This window comes from Proteus sp. CD3, from assembly GCF_008808075.1.
Classification (GTDB): domain Bacteria; phylum Pseudomonadota; class Gammaproteobacteria; order Enterobacterales; family Enterobacteriaceae; genus Proteus; species Proteus appendicitidis.
The window spans coordinates 1,137,935-1,162,698 of sequence record NZ_CP019686.1; the positions used below are offsets into that span (position 1 = coordinate 1,137,935).

Here is a 24,764-nt window from a genome sequence, read left to right on the forward strand (position 1 = left end):
TTTGTCTTTATATTTTTCCCTAATTTTATCTACCTAACTTTATCGCCATAAAGAAAAACCCTGCCATTGGCAGGGTTTTGAATTCATCAACAGTAGATTATTCTACTATCTGAATTATTTACCAGCAGGAACAACAACTTCAGTTGTACCTTGGATTTCGATCTCAACACGACGGTCTGGCGCTAAGCAATCGATCAGAGCTGAACGAGCTTTAACGTTGTCACAAGTGTTGCCAGTAACTGGGTTTTCTTTACCACGACCTTCTGCAGAGATGCTGTTTGCAGGGATACCTTTAGAAACCAGGTAATCAACTACAGATTGAGCACGTTTTTCTGACAGAGGCAGGTTGTAGTTTTGTGAACCGATACGGTCAGTGTAACCGATAACTACTACACGACCTTGAGTTGGGTCGATGTTAGCCAGTTCATTGTACAGACCATTCAGAGCATCTTGACCTTCAGCTTTCAGAGTAGATTTGTTGAAGTTGAACAGAACGTCTGAACGCAGAGTAAAGGTTTTGTTCTCAACAACTGGAGCTGGAGCTACAACCGGAGCTGGAGCTACAACTGGAGCTGGAGTTTCTTGGTTGAAGCGGTAAGCAACACCAACACTCAGCATGCCGTTGTCTGGACGAGCATTCAGAGTACCTTTATCACCGATGTTGTTGATCCATTGATATTCAACACGGGTAGCGATGTTTGGAGTGATCGCGTATTCAGTACCTAATGCGAATACTGGAGAAACACCAGTGTCGTTATTAGAGAAACGTTCTTGTTTTGGAGATAAAGAAGTAGCGTTTTTAGTTGCAGAAGAATCTGCACGCCATACCATACCACCTAAACGTGTATAAACGTCTAAGTCTTCCATTACTGGATAGCTTAATTTAGTGGTTAATTGGATACCTTGAGCACGGAATGCACCGTTGTCATATGAACCTTTGTAAGTCATACGACCTAACCAATCATAACCCAGTTCAAAACCTAAGTATTGGTTGTATTGATAACCAGCAAATGCACCTGCACCTAACTGATCACGGTGAGTGTTACCGTTACCAATAGAAGTTTCACCGAAATGGTTACTAGTACCTTGGTATTGAGACCAACCTAATTTACCACCGGTATACCAGGTATTGTCTTTTGGAGCTGCTTGCGCTGCAGTTGCGAAAGCTGCCACTGCCACTGCTAATGCGATAGCTGTCTTTTTCATTTTACGCCTCGTTATCATCCAAGTTAGGCATTTGGCTTTAAGCCTTATTATTTGCCCTTGGTTAAATTATTGTTAGGAATCCAATGCTCTCATCAAATGATGATCCCAAAAATGGGATTTAAAGCATAACCTTAACGACATAAAGTCTACAATGAACTTAAAAAGTTACAAGTAATCCTTTAAAATTCGACTTAAAATTTTAAAAAGATCCGTCTTATTCCACAATGGGGAAGATTCTGTATTTTTGTTAAATTTGTTGTAACTATATGATTTAGGTTATAAATACATTTGACTTATCTTAAATGATATCAGCGTGTTTTGAGTATTAGGAAAACTCTTAAATTTCACTAATGGTAGTGAATTGAATGAATTTTTACGGAATTCAAATGTCGTTTAGATGCATTACTACTTTCTAAATGGATATTTGTATTAACTTGCTGTCGCATAATAAACCCAAGGGTTTTTCCTTTACTTGCAGCAGATTCTAATCGTTTCATCTCTTCTGACGATATTTCTGGTAACCAACCGAGTACCACACTGTAATTACCACTCATCAGTGCTTTTTCCATTAAATCAACAGTAGTTATCATATTTATATGATTTAACTGAATTATCTTATTAAGTGGTAATCCTGCATTTTTTAACCAAGTACGATTTAGTTTTTGTTGTGGGTTTAACCACAATAACCAACGTGATTCATGACTATACTGTCTCAGTAATGGCAAAAGGATGTGATTAATGACGAGCGGATTTTGGTAGAGAAGTTCACTCACCATACCTTGTTTATTGTTGCTATCGTAAGTCGCCACTGTTGAAGGGATAGATAGAGGTAATACCTCATTTGAGATCTCTTGGAGAATGGCGTTCTGTCTTGTCGGAGATGATGTTGAGAGTTTCATATTTACCTCGTTCCACGTATACTGTATGAATATACAGTATCTCTATATTTCGCTTAAATCAAGCTCCTTTTTTTGAAAGTTCCTCTCAAATTTTATGTAAATCTCTATTTTTGAGTCGTTAACTATTGGCAATATAAAGGAAATTCTTTATTGTCTTTCTTGTGATGTTTTATGCATGTTTTTGAATTCAAAGATAAAATTTAATCTTAAAGTATGTGTTGGAGTTTCAATGTTATTTTTACCTGAGCAAAGGAAGGCTCATTTATTATCGCGTATTGCGCAATATGGAGAGTTAACAATAAAGTCTCAATTTGGCGGCGTTAGCTTAATGATTGATGATGTTATGTTTGCTATCACGTCAGATAATGAGTTTTATTTAAAAGGAAGTGGCTTTTTAGAAACTCTTTATAAGGCAACAAAAATGAGTTCCTATACCTATTTGAAAAAAGGAATTCCTATCATATTGCGTTATTACCATATAACGGATTCGCTATGGGAAAATCAGCAAAAATTAGATCAATATATTGATATGTCATATCACTACAGCATTCAAGAATATTTAGGACAACGAAAGAAGCCTTGCAGAATAAAAGACTTACCTAATCTAGGAGTGATATTAGAAAAAAGATTGAATCAAATTGGCATTAATCAAGTTGAAGAACTGCGTTTAATCGGTGCTAAAGCGTGTTATCTAAAATTAATGCATAGCCACAATTTGAGGAATAGTGAACTTTTACTCTCATTGGCAGGAGCTATCGTCGGGTGTCATCGTTCTGTATTACCTAGTCAACTTAAAATGGAGTTATTAGATTGGTACAACGAATTATCTTTCCAATAAGATAAAAACAATGACCGTTATTTTCTCTAATGTACTTATGGAAATTAGAGAAAATAACGTCAATATGAGTCTAAACTTGAGGTTGAGGTAGGCTGTTTGATTCGCTTTGCTCAATAATTTGGATACAACTAATAATTTGTGGCAGTAAATCCAATAGTAAGCGGATCTGAGTAAGTACTAATTGAATGCGAGGATTATCTGCATTAGGTAATAGATTAATCCTTTCAATTAATTCTACATGAGATTGCTTAAATCCTTCGTCTTGCGGTGTTTTGCGACGTAAAGCAGAATCGATATAACAAACCGTATCATTAAGCAATGTAAGCACATTCTCATCTTCTATTTTTGAACGATGAACACCAAGTGCAGAAATATAACTGAGTAAAGTATGATTTAAACAAAGCAACTGGAATGCTACTTCTTGGGATGCTTGATAGCTTTTTGGCTCTGATGACATATTTGAGATCAGTGAAGCTAATTCACCATCACTGCTATGAGCATTTCGACGAGCAATTCGATAACTCAAGCTATTATCTTTCCCTTGGTAATATTGAATAAGGATGGCATCAAGATAATAACAGTTATTCGTCATTGTTTTTTGAATAACAACAGGCAGTTGACGGAATTTCCAATCAGGCCAAATAAAACTAACTGCAAACCATGCTATGGCACAGCCAATTAAGGTATCAATAATACGAGGAAGAGCAACATCATAACCTTCACCAAGCAGATTGAAGCTTAATAAAACCAATAAAGTAATAAATAGTGTGGCATGTGCATATTGTATGGTTCTAAATGCGAAAAAGAGCGTACCCGTTATCACAATTAAAACGAGTTGCCCTTCAATTGAAGGCACAAAATATAAAATAGGGAAGCCAATTAAAATACCAATAATAGTACCACTTACACGCAGTGTAAGACGTCGGCGAGTCGCATTGTAGTTAGGTTGGCAAACAAATAGGCTGGTCAATAATATCCAATAGCCTCTATCCAATTGGAAAAATTGAATAATGGCATAGCCAATACATAAAACCAGTGACATCCTAACGGCATGCCTAAAAAGCGCCGATTTAGGCGTAAGGTGCTCTCTTATTCTTAGTGCAATATCGCGCCATCCTGTTAAACCATCATCAGAAAGTTGCGTTTCTTCCTTTTGGTCATGGGATATTTGATATTGCTCTGTACTAATACTTCGTAAAAGCGCATCAATGCCTTGAAGGTTTTGCAATAAATTATTTAAAGGCGTTATTAGTTGTGGTTCTGAAGTCGTATTTTTTAAATGATTTAATGCATTCTCTAAATAATTTATAGCGCGCTCTAATGAAGGGTTATGCTGATATTTTTTATGCCAAAGAATAGATTGTGCAACTTGTTCACACGCTCGCGCCTGCATAGAAAGTAAACGTTGAAAACGAAATAACACATCGCTATGTCGCAATTCATTACTTAATAGTTGATATTGAACATGTGACGAACTTGCTCTTTCATGAATATCCTGAGCAACAAAATAGTAATGAAGTGTGAAACGGCTACTACGTTGACCTCTATCACCTTTTAATCGACTTAATAATGTAACTTTAGTTTGGTTCATCGAGTCAATTAATTGGCTATTTGCCATTGCTAAATTATAAAGGGAATGTTGATAGTCATCTTCGATATCAGGATCAAATAATGTTGCTTTAGCTTCGAGGTAAGTTGCAAGTTGTTGGTAGCAGCGAGTTAAATTGTCCTGAACTGGGCGAATTGGGAATAATAAATGACCAACCAATGTTAAAGAGTTATACCAAATAGCGCCTAATAGCAATAAAACGGGTTGTTCATACCATTCAGGGAAAATAGGCATACCGAGCATAGTATAAATTGCGATTAATAAAGCACCAAAAGCAATGGTTGCGTACCGTTGCCCTAAAGCACCTAATAAAATAAATCCCCAAGTAGAAATGGCTAAACCGCAAAAGAATAAAATAGGATATGGATAAAGCAATCCTATTGATGCTGAAGCAAGAAGAAAACAGCATAAAGTGATAACGAGGTTTTTTAAACGACCAACAAGCCTATCATCTAAGTCAGTTAATGCAGCTGCAACCACACCTAAAGTTAGAGGAATTGTGTATTTAGGCTCTTGTCCTAAAACCCAAGGAAACAAAGTCGTTCCTGTAAGCGCGATTATTATGCGAATATAATATAAAAAGTGGCTATTATAGATAAATCGGCGGGCGCCATTTAGCAAAGTGAACACAAAAAGCCCTTAAATAAACAAGATGAAGATAATTACCTCTTAGAATATAGGGTTTATCACCGATTAAAAAGAGCTTAACAACAGACTATTTGTTATTTATTGCAGGAATTACGTATGGAACTGAAATCCACCCCGATGGGACAACGTTTAGCACAGCATCCTTATAATAGAGTCAAATTGTTAAATGCAGGTATTGAAGTCAGTGGTGAAAAACATCAGTATTTAATCCCTTTTAACGAATTGATTAATATTTTCTGTAAAAAAGGAATTGTGTGGGGGGAATTAGAATTTTTATTGCCTGAAGATAAAGTTGTTCGATTGCATGGAACAGACTGGGAAGAAACCCAGCAGTTTTATCGTTATCTTTATCAATCATGGCAAAATTGGAGTAAAGAAATGAGCGAAATAAGTGCTCAGGTGCTTGAGAAGCAACTCCATAATATTAATGAAATCACTCAATCAAATAGATGGATAAAACAGTCTAAACTTACTGAAATTCAGCAATCTATTAAAGAAAGCTTTTCCGCTATTCCCCTTCCTATTGAACGCCTTACTCAATTTGATAATTGTCATACTTTTTATCAGCAATGTTTAGAATGGTTACAGCAAGGTGAAGCACTTATTAATAAAGAAAATTCTGCATGGGTAACTCAAATATTAAATGAGCATGCGGAATTTTTTAATACGATTGAATCATCGCCGTTAAATGAATCTCAGTGTCGCGCCGTAATTAATGGAGAAGAAAATATTCTTGTACTTGCTGGTGCGGGAAGTGGCAAAACTTCTGTATTAGTCGCAAGAGCAGGCTGGTTATTACGTCGCCAGTTAGCGCAACCAGATCAAATATTATTACTTGCTTTTGGGCGTAAAGCTGCACAAGAAATGAATGAAAGGCTTTCTAGTCGTTTAAATGCCGATATTATGGCAAAAACGTTCCATGCACTGGCATTATCCATTATTCAACAAGCGACCAAAAAACAACCCAAAATTAGTGAGCTTGAAATAAATAGTGAAAAAAGAAGAGCTTTATTATTAGGTGAGTGGCGCGAGCAATGCCAACAGAAAAAAGCACAAGCAAAAGGGTGGCGAGAGTGGTTATCTCAAGAGTTAGAGTGGGATATTACTGATGGTGAGTTTTGGCATGATAAAAAATTAGAAAACCAAGTTGCCGTAAGATTAGAGCGTTGGGTTAGTTTATTAAGGATGCAAGGCGGTAGCCAAAAATCGCTAATTGACAGTGTACAACCCGAATATACAGAAGCCTTTAAAAAGTATTTAAAATTATTATCGCCATTATTAAAAGCGTGGAAAACTGCATTAAAAGAGGAAGATGCCATCGATTTTTCGGGCTTATTACATCAAGCTATTAATCTTATTGAAAAAGGGCGTTTTATTAGCCCATGGAAACATATTCTTGTTGATGAGTTCCAAGATATTTCACCATTAAGAGCTTCATTATTAACCGCATTAAAACAGCAAAATAAACAAACATCTTTATTTGCAGTCGGAGATGATTGGCAAGCCATTTATCGTTTTAGTGGCGCAGAATTATTATTAACGACCTCTTTCCATCACTCTTTTGGTGAAGGTGCTGAATGTGCATTAGATACGACTTATCGTTTTAATGACACGATAGGAAATGTTGCCAATACGTTTATTCAACAAAACCCAGCTCAATTATCTAAACCTTTAAATAGTTTAGTGAAAGGCAATAAAAAGTCAGTTGTGCTGTTATCTGACGATCAACTTGAAAATCTACTCAATAAAATGAGTGGTTATGTAGAAGAAAATGAAACTATTCTTTTACTCGCTCGTTATCACTATTTAAAACCAGAATTATTAAAAAAAGCGAAAACACGTTGGCCTAAATTAGACCTACAGTTTATGACTTTTCATGCTTCAAAAGGGCAACAGGCAGATTACGTTATTATTTTAGGTTTACAAGAAGGTAAAGATGCTTTTCCAGCACCAGCAAGAGAGTCGATTATTGAATTGGCATTACTGCCTAGTGTTGAAGATTATCCTAATGCGGAAGAGCGACGCTTAATGTATGTTGCTTTAACAAGAGCAAAAAAACAAGTATGGCTATTATTTAATAAACAACAGCCATCTTGTTTTGTTTCAGAACTAAAATCTCAAGGTGTTCCTATACAGCGAAAACCTTAGGATTATTTTAATCTCTCTTTTAAATAGCCTTCGTAATCTGGAATTTTAATTGTAGATTCTTGTGAAAAGAAAGGTGATGAAATTAAAAAATTCGCAGTTGCACGATTTGTTGCAACTGGGATGTTCCAAACTGTCGCTAAGCGTAGAAGGGCTTTAACATCGGGGTCATGCGGAACGGCATTTAATGGATCCCAAAAGAAAATCATAATATCAATTTTCTTTTCAGCGATCATTGCACCAATTTGTTGGTCGCCACCCATGGGACCACTTAGCATTTGAGTAACAGGAAGACCAGTGTGGTGATTAATTAAGTTACCGGTAGTTCCTGTTGCGAATAGCTTGTGTAGAGACAGTTGTTCACGATTATTTTCAACCCACTCCAGTAATGAGCTTTTACAGTGATCATGGGCAACAAGCGCGATATTTTTTTCTTTTAGGAGCGTGCGGTCAATTTGTTCCATTTGATACCTTTAAAAATAAATATAGTAATTGTTTCAGTTTTCAAAATACCTTTTTTTTATCTTATAAGCTATGAACAGATCAAGATACTATGATGTATCATAATATTTTCAATCTTCATGATGAACGGAGTAGATAAATGGTGGATTCAGACATTTATGACATTTTAAGAAGCGTTAAAACCATTGCGCTTGTTGGTGCGAGTAATAAAGAAGATCGCCCAAGCTATAAAGTCATGAAATTCCTATTAGAACAAGGCTATGATGTTATTCCTGTCAATCCAGGCATGTCAGGGCAAACCTTATTGGGGCAACTATGTTATGCCTCATTAAAAGATATTCCTGTTGCTGTGGATATGGTTGATGTTTTTCGCCAATCTGACGTAGCATTAGAAATTGCGCAAGAAGCCATTGAAATTAATGCCAAAGTATTATGGTTGCAGATTGGTGTTATTAATGAAGATGCTAAAGACTTAGCTGAAGATGCTGGGTTACGTGTGGTAATGGATCGTTGTCCTAAAAAAGAAATTGAAGCACATGGTCTTCCTTGGTAATACGCCAAAATAAAATCGCCGAAAACAAATTCGGCGATTATCATTTCATTCAGATTACTGGTTATGTAGATTAATTGGGTTAATTCCTTAATCGTGGCGCCTGTAGTTGGCTACGAATTGACTGTGATAACTCATCCAATGAGTCATTATCTAAGTGTTCATCTGAAACTTCATAGGTTATCTGCGCTTCAGCAAGATAAGTATGAACAGGTTGCCCTTCATCATCTTCCATCACAACATGGTACCAAGGTGCTGCTCGCAAGGTCACATTAGATGCAATATCATCCTCATTAGGTTGATCAAGGGAATATTCAGCATCCACATCGACAACAACGCCTAAGTAGCCGAGTAATTTATGTCTAACTTGCTGTCCTATCCCAAATTTGCTGGCGGTCATCATAGTATCACCTCCATATAGCCTTGCTTATTGGTTATATATATGAGGGCATAAAGTGAAATTTCAAGGGGTTGGAAAAATATAATCCTTTGCTTTCATTATGAATAAAAAACCTCACAAAATCAGATTATCTATTGTATAAAGAAAAGACAATAACCTAGACAGAATTTTTATTTGAAGAAGGTTACTAGAAGGGCATATGAAAATCGGTAGAGAATATATTATTCAAGGGCGTGTTCAAGGTGTTGGTTTTCGTTTTTTTACTTATCAGTGGATGAAAAAACAGCCAATAACCGGGTATGTTTGGAATCGTGATGATGGTAGCGTAGGAGTAAAGGCTTTTGCGGAAGAAAATGCATTAAAAGAATTTGAAGATTGGTTAGAAGCTGGTGGCCCTAAAAGCGCCAAAATTACATTTTGGTCAGCGGCATCTTGTGAATATGAACAAATGGCAGATTTTTCAATCCACCATTATGAGTAATATTGTTTTAATGATTTTTAATTCTCTTTGATCGAAAGATAAAATTAAATACATTTAACGGGTTTTGGTAAGCCAGCAAGTTTTGTAGCCTGTTTTGCTGGACCTTTAGGAAATAAACGATAAAGATAACGGCTATTTCCTTTTTCATCGCCATATTTTTGTGCAAGTGCTTTTACTAACATACGAATAGCAGGGGAGGTATTAAATTCTAAATAAAATTGGCGAACAAAACGGATAATCTCCCAATGTTGTTCTGTAAGCTCTATTTCTTCTAGTTCTGCTAATGTTGGAACCATATCTTCATTCCACTCATTGCTATTTTTTAAATAACCGTGGCTATCTGTCTCGATTTCTTTTCCGTTAAATACAAACATGTGCGTAGCAACCAATCAAAAATAATACCGCTAATTTAGCAAAAATAAGGGAAATACCCAAGTAGAACCCATAAATCGTTGATAAATTAAGCCATTGACTTGTAATACGTTTAATTTTACGGCAAACAGTACAATAAGGGCTTTACAACATAAGCTTAGGTGTTTATATTGCTCCCCATTGCGGAGGGGTGGCCGAGCGGCTGAAGGCAGCGGTCTTGAAAACCGCCGATGGGAAACCATCCGAGAGTTCGAATCTCTCCTCCTCCGCCATCTCATCATCTCCTAGCGTCTCCTAAAGTCTCCTTATCCCAGTAAAATAAAACATTTTATTTTTTTCATGTTATTGCCTATATCGTTTTATAGAATCTACACGATTGTTCGAAAAATAAATTAACTAACCAGATCTCATTCACCTTCAATAAAATCCTCTTTGTTGAGTAGTCACAAAAAACTGAGTAATCACTCTGTTTTTAAATACTGCACCGAATTTCCATCAGGCAATTTCTTACTTCTCTCACGATAAAATACTAACCGCTCATTAAAGTACTCGCGCAAATGTGCTGGTTGTTGTCGTTCAACTTCGGATACAACAACTGGCATGTTGAGTCGCTCTTTATATGCGACACCCGAAGCAGCCAAATCGACATTGATTTTGTCTTTTTCTTCTTTGGTTAAGTTTGCGAGGTTCATATCAGATCCGGTTGGTTATTTTTGGAGAGTATAGCAGGGTGTGGAATTAAAAATGATGATGTGGTTTTTATTGCCTGAAATACCATGGCTACATAGCATAAATTTCGGTGAAGCCCTAGTATAAGGGCTTCATTTGGTTAGCTTAATTAGAGACATAAGCGCGGCAGGCGATAACGTATATTTTATTTGAGTGAATAAGGGAGTTTACAGCTAGTTGGAATAGAAACAGTTAAAATGGCATCTACTTTTTGTCCTTCTGTTTGGGAAAAGGGGCCAGGGTCAGTGGCTAAGCAGTAGAAATCTACTCTAGCACCTCGTGTGTGTGCGGGAACGCATGGGACGTTACAAGCAGGTTGGGGAGTCGTACTAAAACAAGTTTTATTGTTTAGAGTTTCTACTAAGGTTCTCATTTCTATTTGGCAACTATTATCAGCAGATACACCACCAATCATAAGTACGTAACTTAAAATAAAGATAACAGCAGATAGTAAATATTTAAATTTATTAGTCATAAAAATTACCTTTTAAATTAATTATCGCCTCAGAACCAAGTATAGATAACTAATCATATATTGCTAATCAATAATAGATAATTAAGGTTGCAGATTTTATCACGAGCTAAAACTATATATGCTGATTTTTCATCAAACGTTAAATTAGGTATTTGAGGTGATAATTCAATTCTATAATATTATAACCAGATAAACTAAGAGAAAATTAACTAATAAGGATGACATATTAATAAATAAGTATATTTTTGTTTATGAAGTATATGGTTTTAGTTCAGAACTGTTACTAAAAGAAAATATAGCGATGGAGTTTGATTTTAAAGCCTTTGATTTAGATTGCGCTTTAAGTTTTATTTTAGATAAAGCAAATAAAGAGGCTAAATTGAGGTGTTCGCATAGTTTTAGAAATATAGTGATTACAGATATTATGAAAATATAAAATAATAAATTTATTCTTCCTAATAAGGCCACATAAGTGGACTTTTTGTTTGCTTGATTGGCACTTGTATTTAGTCAGAATAAGAATAAAAACGACAATGCTTAAGATCACATATTATGCCTCTTAATTGAGGATTTTCTGATTATTTTGATAGTATCACCTACAATATTAATATTTTTTGGTGATGACATGAAATCAAAAACATTAGGGTTAGATCTTCTATATTGGCAATTTGTTGATCTTGCGATGAATAAAGAATATGTAACAACGAATGATTTTCTTAGAAGATTCATAATTAATCAAGATAGAGTAAATAAAGTGATCGCTGAACTGGAAAAAACGAACGTCATTGTTAAAGATGGTGAAAGATATAAGGTTATTGGTTTTCCTACAGAATTAAATTGGCGAGAGGTAAGCTCAACACAACCCCAAGGTGATGAGTGGCAATTAAATCAAAAATATACAAATGTGCTGACAATAGAGGAAGGTAAAACATTTGTTTATCAGGATTTTTACAACAGAGGTTTCACTGGAAAGCCTGAGTTTCTTATAGACATTCATGGTGATATTACAAAGTATCATCCAGTTAGCTTTGGTGGCGTTAATGAGAGATTAAGGTATGCGTATTTATCAGCTTACTGGCCTAGAGAAACAATAGTTGCTTTTCATTATGATGAGGAAATAAGAACCTTATTTATAGATGTAGATCTTCCAGAAATTGAAGACACACCCGTATCAAATGGCGAAAGGCTAAAAACCGCAGAAGAATATTATTATGATTATGCAAGGCATGTTCATGCTATTGCTCTCAGAGTATCCGCTATTGGGTTCATGGTTTGCTCAGAAATAGAGAATATCATCGTGGCTGGATATTCTCAGATATTTAATCATGAAACTGGTGATGAAGATGATCTCTATTTAATCAATGTAAAACTGAATAGAGATAAGTTTGAAAGTTTGCCTATTAAAAATATCGCTATGAGTGATCCCATTCAGTATCTTTCAGTATTTGAAGCCTTAGTTAAGATGAATAAAAATTATAAAATGAATGCAATCGACCTGAAATGGTAATTTACTTTAGCTTGCGACTATAAATAACGACACTAAAGAGAATGAAAATAATAGTGATGTACTATTTTGTTATGGGGTATCTAGCAAGGAAACTCAAGAAGGTTTCAAACAATTGAAAAGCCTAATTGGATTTAATCAGATCATTGCAGTTGAAAGTGAGTGATTGTATGGTAAATATCATAAATTCTATAATTATCCATATAATATTGTTGATTTAGAATATTTAGCAACTTTCCTCTATCCTGCACAACTTGTAAAATTAAAGCCCAGGTTTTTTTAAGGGCTGTCTATATTTATTTACATTTTAATAAATCAGAGTATCTGACTTAATAAAGTTAAAATAAGACTAATAACTATAATAATGAGCAATACACCCAGAAGTGTTCTGACTAAAAGGCAAGAAAGTGTTGTGGGTGGCGCTTTAGGAAAAAGTGCAGAGAAACACCAATAGGCTAATATAGTGGTCAAAATAATCGAAAAAAGGATATAACTAATAAAAATGATCATTTATTGCTACTCTTTTGGTGTTAATAATAAATAACAGCTCAGTTATCACTTTATTTTTGAGCATCTACAGTATTTATTGTTCTACACAATTTTATAAGTATTTTCCAATAAGTATTAAAGTATCTTCATCATGATCAATTGTAAAAGCAATAAAATCTTTATTTTTTGCGATTTTTTAAGCCTCTGTTTGCTTAAATAGAGTGGGCGATTCTGAAAATATTTGAATAATTTTTGTTAAAATGTGAGAGTAAGAACCGTTTTATAAGGTGTTTAATAAAGATGTTCTAAGGATGTTTTATCTTATTCGTGATAAAAAACACCTAATGATAATTCAAAAGGTGTTTTCGAGAAATTATTGACGTGCAACAACCCGTTTTTGTTTACGATAAAACCACTTTTCACGTAATTTATCGTAACTAAGATTAAATGCATAGGTATAGAAAAGGAAAAAGGCAAAGAAGCCGACTTCTAATAAGAATGCATTCCATAGTGACATCTTTAATAAAAATGCCAATATTGGTAAACCAACGATCACAAAACTTAATTCAAAGCCAATGGCATGCATGACTCTTATTTTTGTTGGTCTTGGACCTTTGATTAAAGGCCAATAGTGATCAAAAATCATGTTATAAAATAAATTCAATAACATAGCTAATGTTGATAAAACAATAGCAACGGTTCCCATTTGAAAAATTGAGCGTTCCAAAATCCATGCACTAAGTGGCGCTGTTATTGCGATAGCTATCACTTCAAATGAAACAGCGTGAAAAACGCGCTCAGTAAATGTTTTTTGATATTGGCTCATATCCCACCTCAAATTAATTATTTAGCAAAAAACAGATGCAATTATTGGTGATATTTTGTATATATACAAAATAGGAGCCATCGAAAAAACCGATACCATAATGAACTATTCCATAGAAACTCTGCGTACATTTGTTGAAGCCGCCTCACTAAAATCATTTTCTGCCGCTGCTCGAAAATTAAATAAAAGTCAGTCTACAGTGAGTAGCACAATTACAGGATTTGAAGATGATATGGGCTTTGAATTATTTGAACGAAAGGGGAGAGAATCAACGCTAACCTTTGCAGGGCAAAAGGTATTAAGCTTAGTTGAAGATATATTAGCAGCAGATGAACGATTACAAGCATTAAGAATAGAGTTATCACCAGAAATGGAGCCTCGTTTAAGTTGCGTTTTTTCTGATATGTATCAACCCCCTTATTCTGAGCAACTCTTAAAAATTCTAGATAAAGAATTCCCTCATATTGAATTTGAATTTCTTGTCGCTGAAAATGATGATGTCATTAATATGCTACAAAATAAGCAGGCACATATTGGTATGATGGAATCACGAATAGAATATCCAGCCGATATTGCTTTTGCCCGTTTACCCGTCAGCGGTAAATTAGGATTATATGCACATAAAACTCATCCACTTGCGAAAGAAAAACAAATTAACTATCAACATTTAACCATGCATCGTCAATTGCGGCTAAGTAGTCGCGCTCAGTTTGTCATTAATAGTGAAAAAAATTGGCTGGCGCCTAACTATTTATTACTACTTGAAATGGCAGAGCAAGAAATGGGATGGGCAATATTACCCACTTGGTTAGTTGAGCAATTTGGACATGACTTACTAGTCAGTCTGAATTATGACCAGTTTCCGAAAAAAATAGATATCGATTTAGTTTGGTCAAGAAATAATCCGCCAGGAAAAGCAGGATATTGGATGATTGATAAACTATTGAAAAATAATATTCAATCTTCTCGATAAAAATGAGGGAAGCAATCACCTTCATTAGCAATAGTGAAGGTGATATAAGTTCATTATTATCTTAATAAAATTAACTCACCAACCACAGACATTTGTTTCTTCATCCATATCATAGCCACGTACAATATTGATAAGATCTTTTACCATTAGGCTCGACATATCTGCATCTAATAAATCAGTCAAAAAGCTCTCTTTATTGACAGAAACACCATTATTTTTATTTGTTAATGCTAAGGTAAGTTCTTGCGAATCAATATTTACTTTGCTTTTTAACTCATCAACTAAGAGTAAAATTTCTTGAGTTGCAACGTCTGGGATATACAGAATTTTAGGATTAAGAAAGATTTTTTGGGACTTATCTTGGCCATCAGCGCTAATCAATTCTAATAAATAGCCTTTGTTTTCATTTTCCATAATCAACCTTTAACCTTCAGCAAGTATTTTAGGATCGACATAAAAATCGACGTTAAAAACAGTATCTTGAGTTTTCGCTTCTATTTTGTGCCACGTTTCTGGTGGAAACACACCAAATTCACCTGCATTAATCACTAGAGTTTCTGTTGGCTCCGGGCTAAATTCATCTGCATAAGCGTAATAAACAATAGTACCTTGCATAACCGATAATTTAGGATAAACCCCTTGGCGAGTTCCTTTATCTAAATGTCTTTCCCAAATTGATTTAGGGGCAGTGTCTTTCGTCCAAAGTGGCGTTGCACGTACATGAATATAGTGAGTGGGGATAATAATTCTTTCCATTTTACCGCCCTAGAAAAAGTGAATAGATTGATTTTTATACTTTTTATCTTAATTAAAAAGAAAAACCGTAGTTGATAACGTAGTAAATTATTATGCGTCAAATAAAATCTACCTCTTATAATGAGGTATTTCAAATGCAATTTAATGAGAATATACAATAATACTATTCATTTTTTATTTAACACATTGTTTTATATTACTTTATTTTTTTAAATTAATTTTTAATATTTAAAATATTTTTTAGTTTAAACCTATTTTTTTAGGCTGCAAGCACGCTTTTCGTGGGAATTTACTCATCAACATAGTTTCTTTGTTCTATAATTGATCAAGTATTGGGCATTAATATTTAATTCATTGTTTAACATAATTGAGATATCACTATGGAATTAAAGGATTATTACGCCATTATGGGTGTTAAACCCACTGATGATACTAAAACGATTAAAACAGCTTATCGCCGTTTAGCGAAAAAATATCATCCAGATGTCAGTAAAGAGCCAAATGCAGAAGAGCGTTTTAAAGAAATTGCTCAGGCATGGGAAATATTAGGCGATGAACAACGTCGAGCCGAATATGATGAACTTTGGGCCCATCGTAACGATCCTAAATTTAGGCAATTTACACAACAACATTCAAATAAGAGTCAAGAAAACTTTAGCCAAGAAGATTTTGATGATTTTTATGCTTCATTTTTCGGTCAACACTCCCCATTTGAAGGGCGTCGAACTCAACAGCCTCATAAACAGCGTGGGCATGATTTAGAAATAGAATTAGCTGTTTTTCTGGAAGAATCACAGGAAGAGCATAAACGCACAATAAGTTACCACTTACCTGTTTATAATGTCTTCGGTATTTTGGAAAAAGAAATTCCTAAAACACTGAATGTTAAAATTCCCGCAGGTGTTATTGATGGACAACGTATACGCTTAAAAGGGCAAGGTACTTCAGGTGAAAATGGAGGAGAAAATGGTGATTTATGGTTAACGATTCGTATTGCTCCTCATCCTTTATTTGATGTTAAAGATCATGATTTAGAAATCGTTGTTCCAGTAGCTCCTTGGGAAGCTGCATTAGGTGCAAAAATTCCTATACCCACAATAAAAGAAAAAATCTTGTTAACTATCCCGGCGGGAAGTCAGGCAGGACAAAAACTACGTATTAAGGGAAAAGGGTTAGTTAGCAAAAAGGTCAGCGGTGATTTATATGCAATTTTAAAAATTGTAATGCCACCTAAACCCGATGAAAAGACACGCGAATTATGGCAACAAATTGCAGATAGCCAGACCGATTATAATCCACGTAAAGACTGGGAGAATAAATAATGGGTCAATTAACAACAACCGTATTTACTGTTACTGAGTTTTGTTATCACACAGGAATATCAAATGATGAGCTAAAAGAGTTTGTAGCTCTTGGTGTGATCGAGCCGTTAGAAATTGAAACTCAGGAATGGTTTTTTGATGATAACGCTATTGTGGTGATACATCGTGCATTAAAACTTCATAAAGAACTCGCATTAGATTGGCATGGTATCGCCATAGCATTGACTTTATTAGATGAAAATGAACAGTTAAAACAAGAAAATAAGCAATTACGCCAGCAGTTAATGCGTTTTATAAAAGAATAAAGATTAATAAAATAGCCACTAAAACAGTAAACAATTCTAGTGGCTATTTTTATGCCTGAATTTTATTACTATTAATATCTTTTATTAACATAGAACATTATTATATTTAATTAGTTGTTATTTAATTTAATATTTAAGTCTGTTTTTATAATTAAATTTCATTTGGATTACATCTCTAGATTTTATCAATAATAAAAATGGTATTTATATTTTAAATGCATCTTTCTATAAAGCTTATTGATATTAATATGATGCGAATAATTAATGTTTTTATTTCGAAATATAATAATCATTGAGATGTAAATCACGGAAACTCATACTTTTTCATTGTTAATATTTCGCATCAAATTATCTATCTGGTTTTTTATTTTGATTCTAAAAAGATACTTAATTGATCTATAAATTATAAATAACAAGCAAATGGGGAGTTTTATGTCTTTATTTAAAAAGGGCATTATTGCCTTATCCGTTAATATTGCATTAGTTTCTTCAGCTTTAGCCTGTACAACGTTGTTAGCGGGAAGTGAAGCAACAAATGATGGTTCATTGATTATTGCTCGTAGCGCAGACAGCGATGCATTAAAAGCCCAACATTTTGTTATTCATCCTGCTAAAACGAATCAAACGGGGATTTATAGTACCAAAGAACATAACGGTGCTAATAATTTTACGTATCCATTACCTAAGAATTCATTGCGCTATACCACTGTACCGAATTGGAAAACACAACTTCATGGTGCAACAGGATTTAATGAACTAGGGGTGGGTGTCAGTGGTACTGAATCTATTTTTGCTTCACCTAAAGCACTCTCTTTTGATCCCTATGTTGAAGAGACCGGGATAACGGAAGATGATATTCCAGATGTCCTGCTTTCAAGAGCAAAAACAGCTCGTGAAGCCGTGGAATTATTAGGTAGTATTATTGAAAAACAAGGTGCTGGTGAAGGATTTGGTGTTGCCGTTGTTGATAAAAATGAGCTTTGGTACTTAGAAACTGGAACTGGGCATCATTGGATCGCACAAAAATTACCTAAAGATAAATACTTTGCGACAGGAAACCAAGGTCGATTACAACACTATGATATTAACAGTAATGATGTTTTAGGCTCGAAAAATCTAGTGGAATTTGCTGTTGAGAAAGGGCTTTATAATCCTGAAAAAGAAGGCGTGTTTAATTTTTCAAAAGCTTATACACGAGATGACGAACGAGATCGTACTTATAACGATCCGCGAGTATGGGTTATTCAGCAACAATTTAATCCATCATTAAAGCAAGCTGTGGACGATGGTCGTAACTTCGCGCCTTTATTAACGCCAGAGAAAAAAGTATCTGTTGAAGAGGCGAAAGCGATGTTACGTAATCACTTTGAAGGAACAGAGCACGACCCATATACCAATGGGTTAAATGGTGAAGAGCCATGGCGTCCAATTAGTGTATTTAGAACTTATGAAGCACATGTTATGCAAGTCCGCCCAGAACTTCCTCAAGAAATAGGCGAAGTGACTTATGTAGGATTAGGTATGGCGGATTTAACTGCATTTGTTCCGTATTACAGTGGATTAAAAGCTTATCCGCAACATTATGGAATAGGAACCAATCAAGCAGACAGTGATTCTATTTACTGGAAATATCGTAAGTTACAAACATTGGTAATGACAGATTATCCAAAACTTGCACCAATAGTGAAAAAAGCTTATCAAGAGTGGGAAGCAAAAACTGCATTAGAGCAAAAAGAAATGGAAGCTAAATATCTCACTATGGTGAAAACAGATAAAGCCGGTGCAGATAAAATGCTTAATGAATTTAATCTACGAGTTATGGCTGATGCTGAAAAATTAACTGAAAACTTAATGAACGAATTGTTTACAGTAAGAACAAAAGATATCCAAGACGATATTTTCTTTGCTAATAAGTCTAAGAAAGATTGATAGAAGAGAATTATTTTAGATATCTCTTTAAATAGAAAGATCCCAATTTAATTGGGATCTTTTTTGTAGATGAAACTGATTAAAGAACAGGAATATAGTAGCTAATTTTTTGTAAGTATTGTTCACTTTGCTCAAGTAATTTATCGTAACTCACCGATCCTTTTAATGTATATTGTTCAATATCAGGGCCAGATCTACGTAATAAATTCATTTTTGGTAATACTTTAGTATATACCGTGTAAATAATATCATCGTAACCTGTTAATGAACCTAAAATTTCATCCATATTAAAAGTAATTGCTAAATAATTACCACTAGGTAATTCTAATTGTGACATTGAAGATAGATTAGATATTGTTGATAATTTTTCTTTATCAACCGCGGTACTATAAATGTACATCGTATCTTCTAATGTACTCGCAGAGGCTCGATGCATTGCATATAGCTCTGTGGGTATTGTATGCATATCCTTCAAAAATTTACGCCAAAATTCTTTTCTAAATTTTTTCTTATCTGAATTCCACGTTGAAACAGGTTTGTTGTATTGGTGAGACATACCCGCTAATTTTAGGGAAGGAAAGGTAACAACTTCATATTTAGCGCTAAGTTCAACTGTTTCTAGTGCGGGAAAAATCAGTTCACTAATATCCCAACCTGGCTTTTTTCTGTATTCGGAAGGCGTAATATTAAACTGCTTTTTAAATGCGCGACAAAATGTTTGTTGAGAGTCAAACCGATATTTCAAGGAAATATCAAGCAGGCTACAACGCGTTATACGTAAAGCGTAAGCACCGCAAGATAAACGGCGGGCGAGTATGTATTTTCCTAAAGATATTCCTGTATATGCTTTAAATAAGCGCTGAAAATGCCATTTTGTATAACCTGATTTTTCAGCAACAATATCTAGTGATAAGCGTGAATCAAGATTTTGCTCAATCCAAACAATAATATCTTTAACAACATTCTCTTGAAGCATGAATATTCCTATTTTTTTTCTTTATCGATATTTTTCAATAAGATCGACTTAAATTATTGAACTACAATAAATTTATAGGTACTAGAATAATAGCATATCGTATAGTGATAATTACACTGAATAAAGTAAAATAGACAGATAATAATGTAAAGTTATGTATTGAAATTGGGTTTAATTAAACTTGATTTTAATTAAGAAATTGCATTTTAACTCACTCATCAATGATTGATAATTTTTTATTAAAATTAATCTTAAATTAAAATATTCATATAAACTTTTAGTTTTAATAAAATGCGGAGATATCCTATTTCATCTTTAAAAGATGAAGTCTAGTCTAATTTCATTAGTAAAACTTTACTTGGTTATTTTAGGATGTGTAAATGAATAAATTACTTTCTATTTCTGCTATTGCATTAGTTTCTTCATTAATAACAGCTCCTGCTTTGGCTGCTAAAACGGATACTTATAACTGTGAAGGTCAAAAAATTAGAGTTTCTTTCCCTACTGAACAGTTAGCGGTTATGTATTACAACGATGAAATTATTGTTCTAAAAGAAGCTATTGCGGCTAGTGGCGCTCGTTATGTTGGTGAGAATTTCCAAATTTGGGGCAAAGGACAAAATGAATTTAATTTAGCAACAATTTCAGAAGATGATGCAGTTAATGGGCGTGTTGCTGAAGATGAAGGACGTACTTGTAAATTAGTAAAATAACGTAGAAACCAGTTATAAATGAAAAAGAGGGCAATTTTATTGCTCTCTTTTTTTATAAGAAAAAGAAAACAATAAATATAATAAAAATTTAAAATAAAAATGATCAGTGATGACTCTTACCTATTACGGCTAACTCGATTATACTAATAGGGCGTAGTATGAAATCTACGCATTTTTATTTTTAAAAACAAAGAATAAATTTCGGTTTATCCATTTATCGGCAACGAAACAAAATTTATTGCGAGTTTATATGAAATCTTACCCTTAGCGAGTCTTAACATTAATTTTTAAAAGCAAAACTTAAAAATAGACATTGCTATGCAAATTGGCAGGTAATGTGTTATCAAAAATTAATAAAAGACAAAATCTAATGAAAATTAAAAACTCAAGAAAATATAATGTATCACTACCAGATAATAGAATTTTAACGTGGTATGAATCAGGCCCAGAGCAAGGTAAGCCAGTATTATTTTGCACCGGTGCAGGTATGAGTGGTTTATTAGGAGTAGATGCTGACCTTTTAAATAAGCTTAATATTCGGTTGATTACACCCACTCGCCCAGGATTAGGCGATTCGACTTTTGATCCTCAAAAGTCGTTAAAATCTTTTTCTAAAGATATTTTATTTTTATTAGACCATCTTCATATTAAAAGTATTAATGTAATGGGATTTTCTCAAGGTGCTGTTTTTGCTATGGCGCTTTGTGTTTATTGTCATGTTGATAAATTACTTATTGTCGCAGGACAAGATCAATTTGACTATCCGGATACACAAAATAAGCTAACAGATGATGTTGTTAATATGCAACGTCAGGCTGTTGGATCACCAGATTCGTTAACCAGTTGGATTAAGCAAAATATAACAGCCAAATGGTTAATGGATTTTATTCTAAATTACAGTGCCGAAGTTGATTTGGCTATTTATAAATCAATTGATTTTCTCCCAGTTTATCAAGAATGTATGGCAGAAGCCTTTAAACAAGGCAATGATGGATATACTCAAGATTTACTGATTGCTATGCAACCTTGGGGATTTTCACCTGAAGAAATAAAGACACCAACAACCTTATGGTATGGAATGAAAGATACCAGTACCGTTCATTCTCCAGATTTTGGGGATTTATTATTTCAACGTTTTCCTAATGCTGAGCGGCATTTATGGCCAGAAGAAGGGGGTTCACTTCTATGGACGAAAACAGAAGAAATTTTATTAGAACTCGCTGATTAAGGTGATGTAGTACATTAATGATAGAGTAGATACTGATTATCTTAAAAAATAACAGTATCTACTTTTTTATTCATGTTCTTAAATTAAAATAATGAGATAGGTGAAATAGATAATTGTTTTTATCTTATAATTATCTTCTAATTTTGCCGGTGAAAAGTTTTTTTAAAATAAAGATGAAAATAATTTGCTATAAAACGAATTATATGACTTAATAGCGCCACTGGTTTGGAAGTACAGACCTATTTATGTTAGTGCAGTTTTAAGTAGTTCACCGTTTAGCGTTATCCCTGATACCTCTTCGTTGCGAATTCCTTCAAATAGTGACCATAAGTAAAAATCCGAAATCAAACCGCAAACAATGCCTTATGGCAAAATAATTAATTAAAGGAAATCTTATGTCTAATACAATGACTGGTACAGTAAAATGGTTTAACGATGATAAAGGTTTTGGCTTTATCACTCCTAAAGACGGTAGCAAAGATGTATTCGTACACTTTTCAGCGATCCAAAGCGATAGCTTCAAATCTCTGAAAGAAGGCCAAGAAGTTTCATTTTCTATCGAAAATGGCGCTAAAGGTCCAGCAGCAGCGAACGTAATCGCTCTGTAATCTATTGAGCTTTTATTACTGTATGTATTGCTTAATGCAATATTGATACAAGTAAGATCTAAAAAACCTCACTTCGGTGAGGTTTTTTTTTATATCAATTTTTAGTGTTATTTAAATTTAGAGTGTACTTAGCAAAGCGTATAAAAATAGTATTATTAAAGTTATGTAAGTATTTAATATAAATTATTTAAAACTCCAGAAAGTTATTTACTTTAATACCTGCTGATTTTTACAGAACAATAAATTAATGGATAAATTAATTATTATAATGGCAAAATAAAGGCATTAAGATATTGCCTTCTCAATCAAAAGAAACAAAAAAATTTTATTAGAATAAAAGATATCAGATAAATCATAAAAATAATTTAAGATAAAATTAAATTAACATTTAAAGACTTATCTTAAACAATTGCTGTTTAATTCAATGTGGCTTAAATGCTTTTTGGTTCCTAAAGGACAAACTTGTGTACGCTAAAAATGTTTTTTCATTGCATCTATTACATCCAAAATATTTCTTAACCTGGTTTGGTGTTTTTATTCTTTTTTTATTAGTACAACTTCCTTATTCTTGGTTACTTTTTTTAGGTAAACATCTTGGGCTGTTATCTCGTTTCTTTGTCAAAAGAAGAGTCTCGATCATAAAGAAAAATTTAGAATTATGTTTCCCTAATAAAGATAAAAATGAAATTAACAAGCTTGTGATGGATAATTTATCGTCATTAGGTGTCGCATTATTTGAAACGGGCATGGCGTGGTTTTGGAGTGATCGCCGATTAAAAAACCTCTTTGAAGTCCAGGGGATCGCCAATTTTACTGATGCAAATGATAAAAATGCTGGGATCCTATTAATTGGTATACATTCTATGTCTCTAGAGCTGGGTGGACGCATTATGGGGCTTTGTTTCCCTGTGAACGCCATGTATAGACCACATAATAATAAAGCGATGGAGTTTATCCAAACTAAAGCAAGATGCCGTTCAGATAAGGGCATGATAGATAGACGTAACTTGAAGTTTATGGTTATGGAGTTAAAAAAAGGGAAAGCAATTTGGTTTGCTCCTGACCAAGACTTTGGTTTAAAAGGTACAACATTTTCTCCATTCTTTTCTGTTGAAAAAACATCAACTTCAAAAGGAGTTGCTATATTAGCAAAATTATCAGGAGCACCATCTTTAACTGTTACTTTGGTCAGAAATGAAAATCTGAAAGGCAAAAAATACAGTTTAATCATAGGTAAAGAGCTGATTAATTATCCTTCTGAAGATATTCAAAATGACACAGATAGAATGAATAAGTTGATTGAAACAGAAATTATGAGAGCGCCAGATCAATATTTATGGGCTCACCGCCGTTTTAAAACTCGACCAGCAGGTGAAGCCAGTTTTTATAATTAATTATTAATATATAAAAAAAAAGACCAACACATGATGTGTTGGTCACAGTAAATACTGGAAGCAATGTGAGCAATGTCGTTGTGAAAAACCAAGTAAAATACTCAACTATTCACAAGGTAAAAGATAATCATTATCACTTAACTTGTCAACCCTAATGTTTGTATGGATTTGGTCGATAAAGACAGGGCATACAAGGCAAAGATAAGACGATTAAAATTATATAAATAAGTTAAAATAGAGTTAGCAAATATAGAAATAAACTATATCTACTTAATATATTGTAGCCATAATGGAAAATATTATTTATATAGTAATGAATTCTAATTTCTTGAAAATATATACTCGTTATTTAATAATAAATACTATTTCTACTTGATAGAGATTGATGTTTATTAAATATATATGATTTTAATTTTACTGTATTAGTTATATTCGATATCCATAATCCCTACATTTTCTTTGATCCAATTTATGCTCATTGTACCTTTATTTTCACCCAATTGAGCATCAAAAACTTTATTGGGTTCAATGTGATGCAAAGTTTCCTCCATTTCAGTTCCATTCCAACAATTTGTTTTAAAAGTATTTCCTACAGAGTTGGTAATACAATTTTCCTCTATAATTGAACCTGTAAATGTAATTGTTCCTGAACCGATTACTTTATTATTATTTGCCATAGCTGGAGCTGATAATAAAAGTGCTAAAAAACTTCCGATAATAAAATTATTTTTCATTTTATATTCCTTAAATATTCTTTCTTTGGTTAATTTTTTATTTGTTTTTCTGTATACGATGAATAAGTATTTTTTCGTACCAAGTTGGTGGAAGGAATATTAGAGGAAAAAAATATATCAATCTGTAAAAAATCTTGATAGTTAATGACAGGTAGATAAAGATTTATGAATGGATTTATGATTTTTTCAGTAC

Annotated in this window: 26 protein-coding genes and 1 tRNA gene; 14 read left to right on the top strand and 13 right to left on the bottom strand. The window is 33.6% G+C overall.

The window, feature by feature from the left end:
* Positions 1-114: 114 nt before the first annotated feature.
* The gene (gene ompA, locus BTA34_RS05010) at positions 115-1,206 is read right to left on the bottom strand and encodes a porin OmpA (protein ID WP_151434733.1); all 1,092 of its coding nucleotides are present in this window, start codon (positions 1,204-1,206) and stop codon (positions 115-117) included.
* Between the two features lie 347 nt (positions 1,207-1,553).
* Positions 1,554-2,105 carry an SOS-induced cell division inhibitor SulA gene (sulA, locus tag BTA34_RS05015; RefSeq protein ID WP_151434734.1) on the bottom strand — a complete coding sequence of 184 codons (552 nt, stop codon included), beginning with the start codon at positions 2,103-2,105 and terminating at the stop codon, positions 1,554-1,556.
* 229 nt (positions 2,106-2,334) lie between these two features.
* Here sulA and BTA34_RS05020 point away from each other — a divergent pair, with 229 nt between their 5' ends.
* Positions 2,335-2,943, top strand: coding sequence for a TfoX/Sxy family DNA transformation protein (locus tag BTA34_RS05020; protein WP_151434735.1), 609 nt, complete (start codon positions 2,335-2,337; stop codon positions 2,941-2,943).
* A gap of 70 nt (positions 2,944-3,013) precedes the next feature.
* Here the strand turns inward: BTA34_RS05020 and yccS are convergent, their stop codons facing one another.
* Positions 3,014-5,182, bottom strand: a complete 2,169-nt coding sequence (gene yccS / locus BTA34_RS05025) for a YccS family putative transporter (RefSeq protein WP_151434736.1) — start codon at positions 5,180-5,182, stop codon at positions 3,014-3,016.
* A 114-nt stretch (positions 5,183-5,296) separates the two neighbouring features.
* Here yccS and helD point away from each other — a divergent pair, with 114 nt between their 5' ends.
* Complete coding sequence (gene helD, locus BTA34_RS05030) at positions 5,297-7,348, top strand: DNA helicase IV (RefSeq protein WP_151434737.1); 2,052 nt, start codon at positions 5,297-5,299, stop codon at positions 7,346-7,348.
* A gap of 2 nt (positions 7,349-7,350) precedes the next feature.
* On the opposite strand, the gene BTA34_RS05035 is transcribed toward helD, so the two are convergent.
* Positions 7,351-7,809 carry a methylglyoxal synthase gene (locus tag BTA34_RS05035; RefSeq protein WP_069368776.1) on the bottom strand — a complete coding sequence of 153 codons (459 nt, stop codon included), beginning with the start codon at positions 7,807-7,809 and terminating at the stop codon, positions 7,351-7,353.
* Between the two features lie 137 nt (positions 7,810-7,946).
* Here BTA34_RS05035 and BTA34_RS05040 point away from each other — a divergent pair, with 137 nt between their 5' ends.
* A complete protein-coding gene (locus BTA34_RS05040; protein ID WP_151434738.1) occupies positions 7,947-8,360 on the top strand; it encodes a CoA-binding protein in 414 nt (137 codons plus the stop codon).
* Positions 8,361-8,439: 79 nt separating this feature from the next.
* On the opposite strand, the gene hspQ is transcribed toward BTA34_RS05040, so the two are convergent.
* Positions 8,440-8,760, bottom strand: a complete 321-nt coding sequence (hspQ, locus tag BTA34_RS05045) for a heat shock protein HspQ (protein WP_006537351.1) — start codon at positions 8,758-8,760, stop codon at positions 8,440-8,442.
* Between the two features lie 196 nt (positions 8,761-8,956).
* Between hspQ and BTA34_RS05050 the strand changes: the two genes are divergently transcribed.
* Positions 8,957-9,238 carry an acylphosphatase gene (locus BTA34_RS05050; protein WP_151434739.1) on the top strand — a complete coding sequence of 94 codons (282 nt, stop codon included), beginning with the start codon at positions 8,957-8,959 and terminating at the stop codon, positions 9,236-9,238.
* A 44-nt stretch (positions 9,239-9,282) separates the two neighbouring features.
* On the opposite strand, the gene tusE is transcribed toward BTA34_RS05050, so the two are convergent.
* Positions 9,283-9,612, bottom strand: coding sequence for a sulfurtransferase TusE (gene tusE / locus BTA34_RS05055; RefSeq protein WP_023581360.1), 330 nt, complete (start codon positions 9,610-9,612; stop codon positions 9,283-9,285).
* 182 nt (positions 9,613-9,794) lie between these two features.
* Between tusE and BTA34_RS05060 the strand changes: the two genes are divergently transcribed.
* Positions 9,795-9,882: transfer RNA gene (locus tag BTA34_RS05060), tRNA-Ser, on the top strand.
* 189 nt (positions 9,883-10,071) lie between these two features.
* Here BTA34_RS05060 and BTA34_RS05065 read toward each other — a convergent pair.
* Both BTA34_RS05065 and BTA34_RS05070 read right to left on the bottom strand, forming a co-directional pair.
* Positions 10,072-10,302: a DNA polymerase III subunit theta gene (locus tag BTA34_RS05065; protein WP_151434740.1), complete on the bottom strand. Its 231-nt coding sequence runs from the start codon at positions 10,300-10,302 to the stop codon at positions 10,072-10,074.
* A 182-nt stretch (positions 10,303-10,484) separates the two neighbouring features.
* Positions 10,485-10,814, bottom strand: a complete 330-nt coding sequence (locus BTA34_RS05070; RefSeq protein ID WP_151434741.1) for a hypothetical protein — start codon at positions 10,812-10,814, stop codon at positions 10,485-10,487.
* Positions 10,815-11,439: 625 nt separating this feature from the next.
* Here BTA34_RS05070 and BTA34_RS05075 point away from each other — a divergent pair.
* Positions 11,440-12,321, top strand: a complete 882-nt coding sequence (locus tag BTA34_RS05075; protein ID WP_151434742.1) for a hypothetical protein — start codon at positions 11,440-11,442, stop codon at positions 12,319-12,321.
* Between the two features lie 859 nt (positions 12,322-13,180).
* Here BTA34_RS05075 and BTA34_RS05080 read toward each other — a convergent pair.
* Complete coding sequence (locus BTA34_RS05080; RefSeq protein ID WP_151434743.1) at positions 13,181-13,633, bottom strand: multidrug/biocide efflux PACE transporter; 453 nt, start codon at positions 13,631-13,633, stop codon at positions 13,181-13,183.
* 100 nt (positions 13,634-13,733) lie between these two features.
* On the opposite strand from BTA34_RS05080, the gene BTA34_RS05085 reads away from it, so the two are divergent.
* Positions 13,734-14,606, top strand: coding sequence for a LysR family transcriptional regulator (locus tag BTA34_RS05085; RefSeq protein ID WP_151434744.1), 873 nt, complete (start codon positions 13,734-13,736; stop codon positions 14,604-14,606).
* Between the two features lie 75 nt (positions 14,607-14,681).
* Here the strand turns inward: BTA34_RS05085 and BTA34_RS05090 are convergent, their stop codons facing one another.
* Positions 14,682-15,020, bottom strand: coding sequence for a DUF1869 domain-containing protein (locus BTA34_RS05090; protein ID WP_196735792.1), 339 nt, complete (start codon positions 15,018-15,020; stop codon positions 14,682-14,684).
* 9 nt (positions 15,021-15,029) lie between these two features.
* On the bottom strand, positions 15,030-15,362 hold the full coding sequence (locus BTA34_RS05095; protein WP_151434746.1) for a DUF1971 domain-containing protein: 333 nt from the start codon (positions 15,360-15,362) through the stop codon (positions 15,030-15,032).
* 380 nt (positions 15,363-15,742) lie between these two features.
* Between BTA34_RS05095 and cbpA the strand changes: the two genes are divergently transcribed.
* The 3 genes from cbpA to BTA34_RS05110 all read left to right on the top strand — a co-directional run bounded on the left by cbpA (position 15,743) and on the right by BTA34_RS05110 (position 18,918).
* Complete coding sequence (cbpA, locus tag BTA34_RS05100) at positions 15,743-16,684, top strand: curved DNA-binding protein (protein WP_151434747.1); 942 nt, start codon at positions 15,743-15,745, stop codon at positions 16,682-16,684.
* Complete coding sequence (gene cbpM / locus BTA34_RS05105) at positions 16,684-16,989, top strand: chaperone modulator CbpM (protein WP_151434748.1); 306 nt, start codon at positions 16,684-16,686, stop codon at positions 16,987-16,989. The genes cbpA and cbpM overlap by 1 nt, the downstream gene beginning before the upstream one ends.
* Positions 16,990-17,421: 432 nt before the next feature.
* Complete coding sequence (locus BTA34_RS05110) at positions 17,422-18,918, top strand: C69 family dipeptidase (RefSeq protein WP_151434749.1); 1,497 nt, start codon at positions 17,422-17,424, stop codon at positions 18,916-18,918.
* Positions 18,919-18,997: 79 nt separating this feature from the next.
* On the opposite strand, the gene BTA34_RS05115 is transcribed toward BTA34_RS05110, so the two are convergent.
* On the bottom strand, positions 18,998-19,894 hold the full coding sequence (locus BTA34_RS05115; protein WP_151434750.1) for an AraC family transcriptional regulator: 897 nt from the start codon (positions 19,892-19,894) through the stop codon (positions 18,998-19,000).
* Positions 19,895-20,274: 380 nt separating this feature from the next.
* On the opposite strand from BTA34_RS05115, the gene BTA34_RS05120 reads away from it, so the two are divergent.
* The 4 genes from BTA34_RS05120 (at position 20,275) to lpxL (ending at position 23,837) form a co-directional block, all read left to right on the top strand.
* A complete protein-coding gene (locus BTA34_RS05120; RefSeq protein ID WP_151434751.1) occupies positions 20,275-20,607 on the top strand; it encodes an MliC family protein in 333 nt (110 codons plus the stop codon).
* Between the two features lie 370 nt (positions 20,608-20,977).
* Positions 20,978-21,835: an alpha/beta fold hydrolase gene (locus BTA34_RS05125; RefSeq protein WP_151434752.1), complete on the top strand. Its 858-nt coding sequence runs from the start codon at positions 20,978-20,980 to the stop codon at positions 21,833-21,835.
* 395 nt (positions 21,836-22,230) lie between these two features.
* Complete coding sequence (gene cspA / locus BTA34_RS05130) at positions 22,231-22,443, top strand: RNA chaperone/antiterminator CspA (protein WP_006537332.1); 213 nt, start codon at positions 22,231-22,233, stop codon at positions 22,441-22,443.
* Positions 22,444-22,907: 464 nt separating this feature from the next.
* The gene (gene lpxL / locus BTA34_RS05135) at positions 22,908-23,837 is read left to right on the top strand and encodes an LpxL/LpxP family Kdo(2)-lipid IV(A) lauroyl/palmitoleoyl acyltransferase (RefSeq protein WP_151434753.1); all 930 of its coding nucleotides are present in this window, start codon (positions 22,908-22,910) and stop codon (positions 23,835-23,837) included.
* Positions 23,838-24,259: 422 nt separating this feature from the next.
* Here the strand turns inward: lpxL and BTA34_RS05140 are convergent, their stop codons facing one another.
* The gene (locus BTA34_RS05140; protein ID WP_151434754.1) at positions 24,260-24,571 is read right to left on the bottom strand and encodes a hypothetical protein; all 312 of its coding nucleotides are present in this window, start codon (positions 24,569-24,571) and stop codon (positions 24,260-24,262) included.
* Positions 24,572-24,764 lie beyond the last annotated feature (193 nt).

Excerpts from the sequence above, each read along its gene's own strand:
- ompA (WP_151434733.1), bottom strand. The coding sequence starts at position 1,206 with ATGAAAAAGACAGCTATCGCATTAGCAGTGGCAGTGGCAGCTTTCGCA.
- sulA (WP_151434734.1), bottom strand. The coding sequence starts at position 2,105 with ATGAAACTCTCAACATCATCTCCGACAAGACAGAACGCCATTCTCCAA.
- BTA34_RS05020 (WP_151434735.1), top strand. The coding sequence starts at position 2,335 with ATGTTATTTTTACCTGAGCAAAGGAAGGCTCATTTATTATCGCGTATT.
- helD (WP_151434737.1), top strand. The coding sequence starts at position 5,297 with ATGGAACTGAAATCCACCCCGATGGGACAACGTTTAGCACAGCATCCT.
- BTA34_RS05035 (WP_069368776.1), bottom strand. The coding sequence starts at position 7,809 with ATGGAACAAATTGACCGCACGCTCCTAAAAGAAAAAAATATCGCGCTT.
- BTA34_RS05040 (WP_151434738.1), top strand. The coding sequence starts at position 7,947 with ATGGTGGATTCAGACATTTATGACATTTTAAGAAGCGTTAAAACCATT.
- hspQ (WP_006537351.1), bottom strand. The coding sequence starts at position 8,760 with ATGATGACCGCCAGCAAATTTGGGATAGGACAGCAAGTTAGACATAAA.
- BTA34_RS05050 (WP_151434739.1), top strand. The coding sequence starts at position 8,957 with ATGAAAATCGGTAGAGAATATATTATTCAAGGGCGTGTTCAAGGTGTT.
- tusE (WP_023581360.1), bottom strand. The coding sequence starts at position 9,612 with ATGTTTGTATTTAACGGAAAAGAAATCGAGACAGATAGCCACGGTTAT.
- BTA34_RS05065 (WP_151434740.1), bottom strand. The coding sequence starts at position 10,302 with ATGAACCTCGCAAACTTAACCAAAGAAGAAAAAGACAAAATCAATGTC.
- BTA34_RS05070 (WP_151434741.1), bottom strand. The coding sequence starts at position 10,814 with ATGACTAATAAATTTAAATATTTACTATCTGCTGTTATCTTTATTTTA.
- BTA34_RS05075 (WP_151434742.1), top strand. The coding sequence starts at position 11,440 with ATGAAATCAAAAACATTAGGGTTAGATCTTCTATATTGGCAATTTGTT.
- BTA34_RS05080 (WP_151434743.1), bottom strand. The coding sequence starts at position 13,633 with ATGAGCCAATATCAAAAAACATTTACTGAGCGCGTTTTTCACGCTGTT.
- BTA34_RS05085 (WP_151434744.1), top strand. The coding sequence starts at position 13,734 with ATGAACTATTCCATAGAAACTCTGCGTACATTTGTTGAAGCCGCCTCA.
- BTA34_RS05090 (WP_196735792.1), bottom strand. The coding sequence starts at position 15,020 with ATGGAAAATGAAAACAAAGGCTATTTATTAGAATTGATTAGCGCTGAT.
- BTA34_RS05095 (WP_151434746.1), bottom strand. The coding sequence starts at position 15,362 with ATGGAAAGAATTATTATCCCCACTCACTATATTCATGTACGTGCAACG.
- cbpA (WP_151434747.1), top strand. The coding sequence starts at position 15,743 with ATGGAATTAAAGGATTATTACGCCATTATGGGTGTTAAACCCACTGAT.
- cbpM (WP_151434748.1), top strand. The coding sequence starts at position 16,684 with ATGGGTCAATTAACAACAACCGTATTTACTGTTACTGAGTTTTGTTAT.
- BTA34_RS05110 (WP_151434749.1), top strand. The coding sequence starts at position 17,422 with ATGTCTTTATTTAAAAAGGGCATTATTGCCTTATCCGTTAATATTGCA.
- BTA34_RS05115 (WP_151434750.1), bottom strand. The coding sequence starts at position 19,894 with ATGCTTCAAGAGAATGTTGTTAAAGATATTATTGTTTGGATTGAGCAA.
- BTA34_RS05120 (WP_151434751.1), top strand. The coding sequence starts at position 20,275 with ATGAATAAATTACTTTCTATTTCTGCTATTGCATTAGTTTCTTCATTA.
- BTA34_RS05125 (WP_151434752.1), top strand. The coding sequence starts at position 20,978 with ATGAAAATTAAAAACTCAAGAAAATATAATGTATCACTACCAGATAAT.
- cspA (WP_006537332.1), top strand. The coding sequence starts at position 22,231 with ATGTCTAATACAATGACTGGTACAGTAAAATGGTTTAACGATGATAAA.
- BTA34_RS05140 (WP_151434754.1), bottom strand. The coding sequence starts at position 24,571 with ATGAAAAATAATTTTATTATCGGAAGTTTTTTAGCACTTTTATTATCA.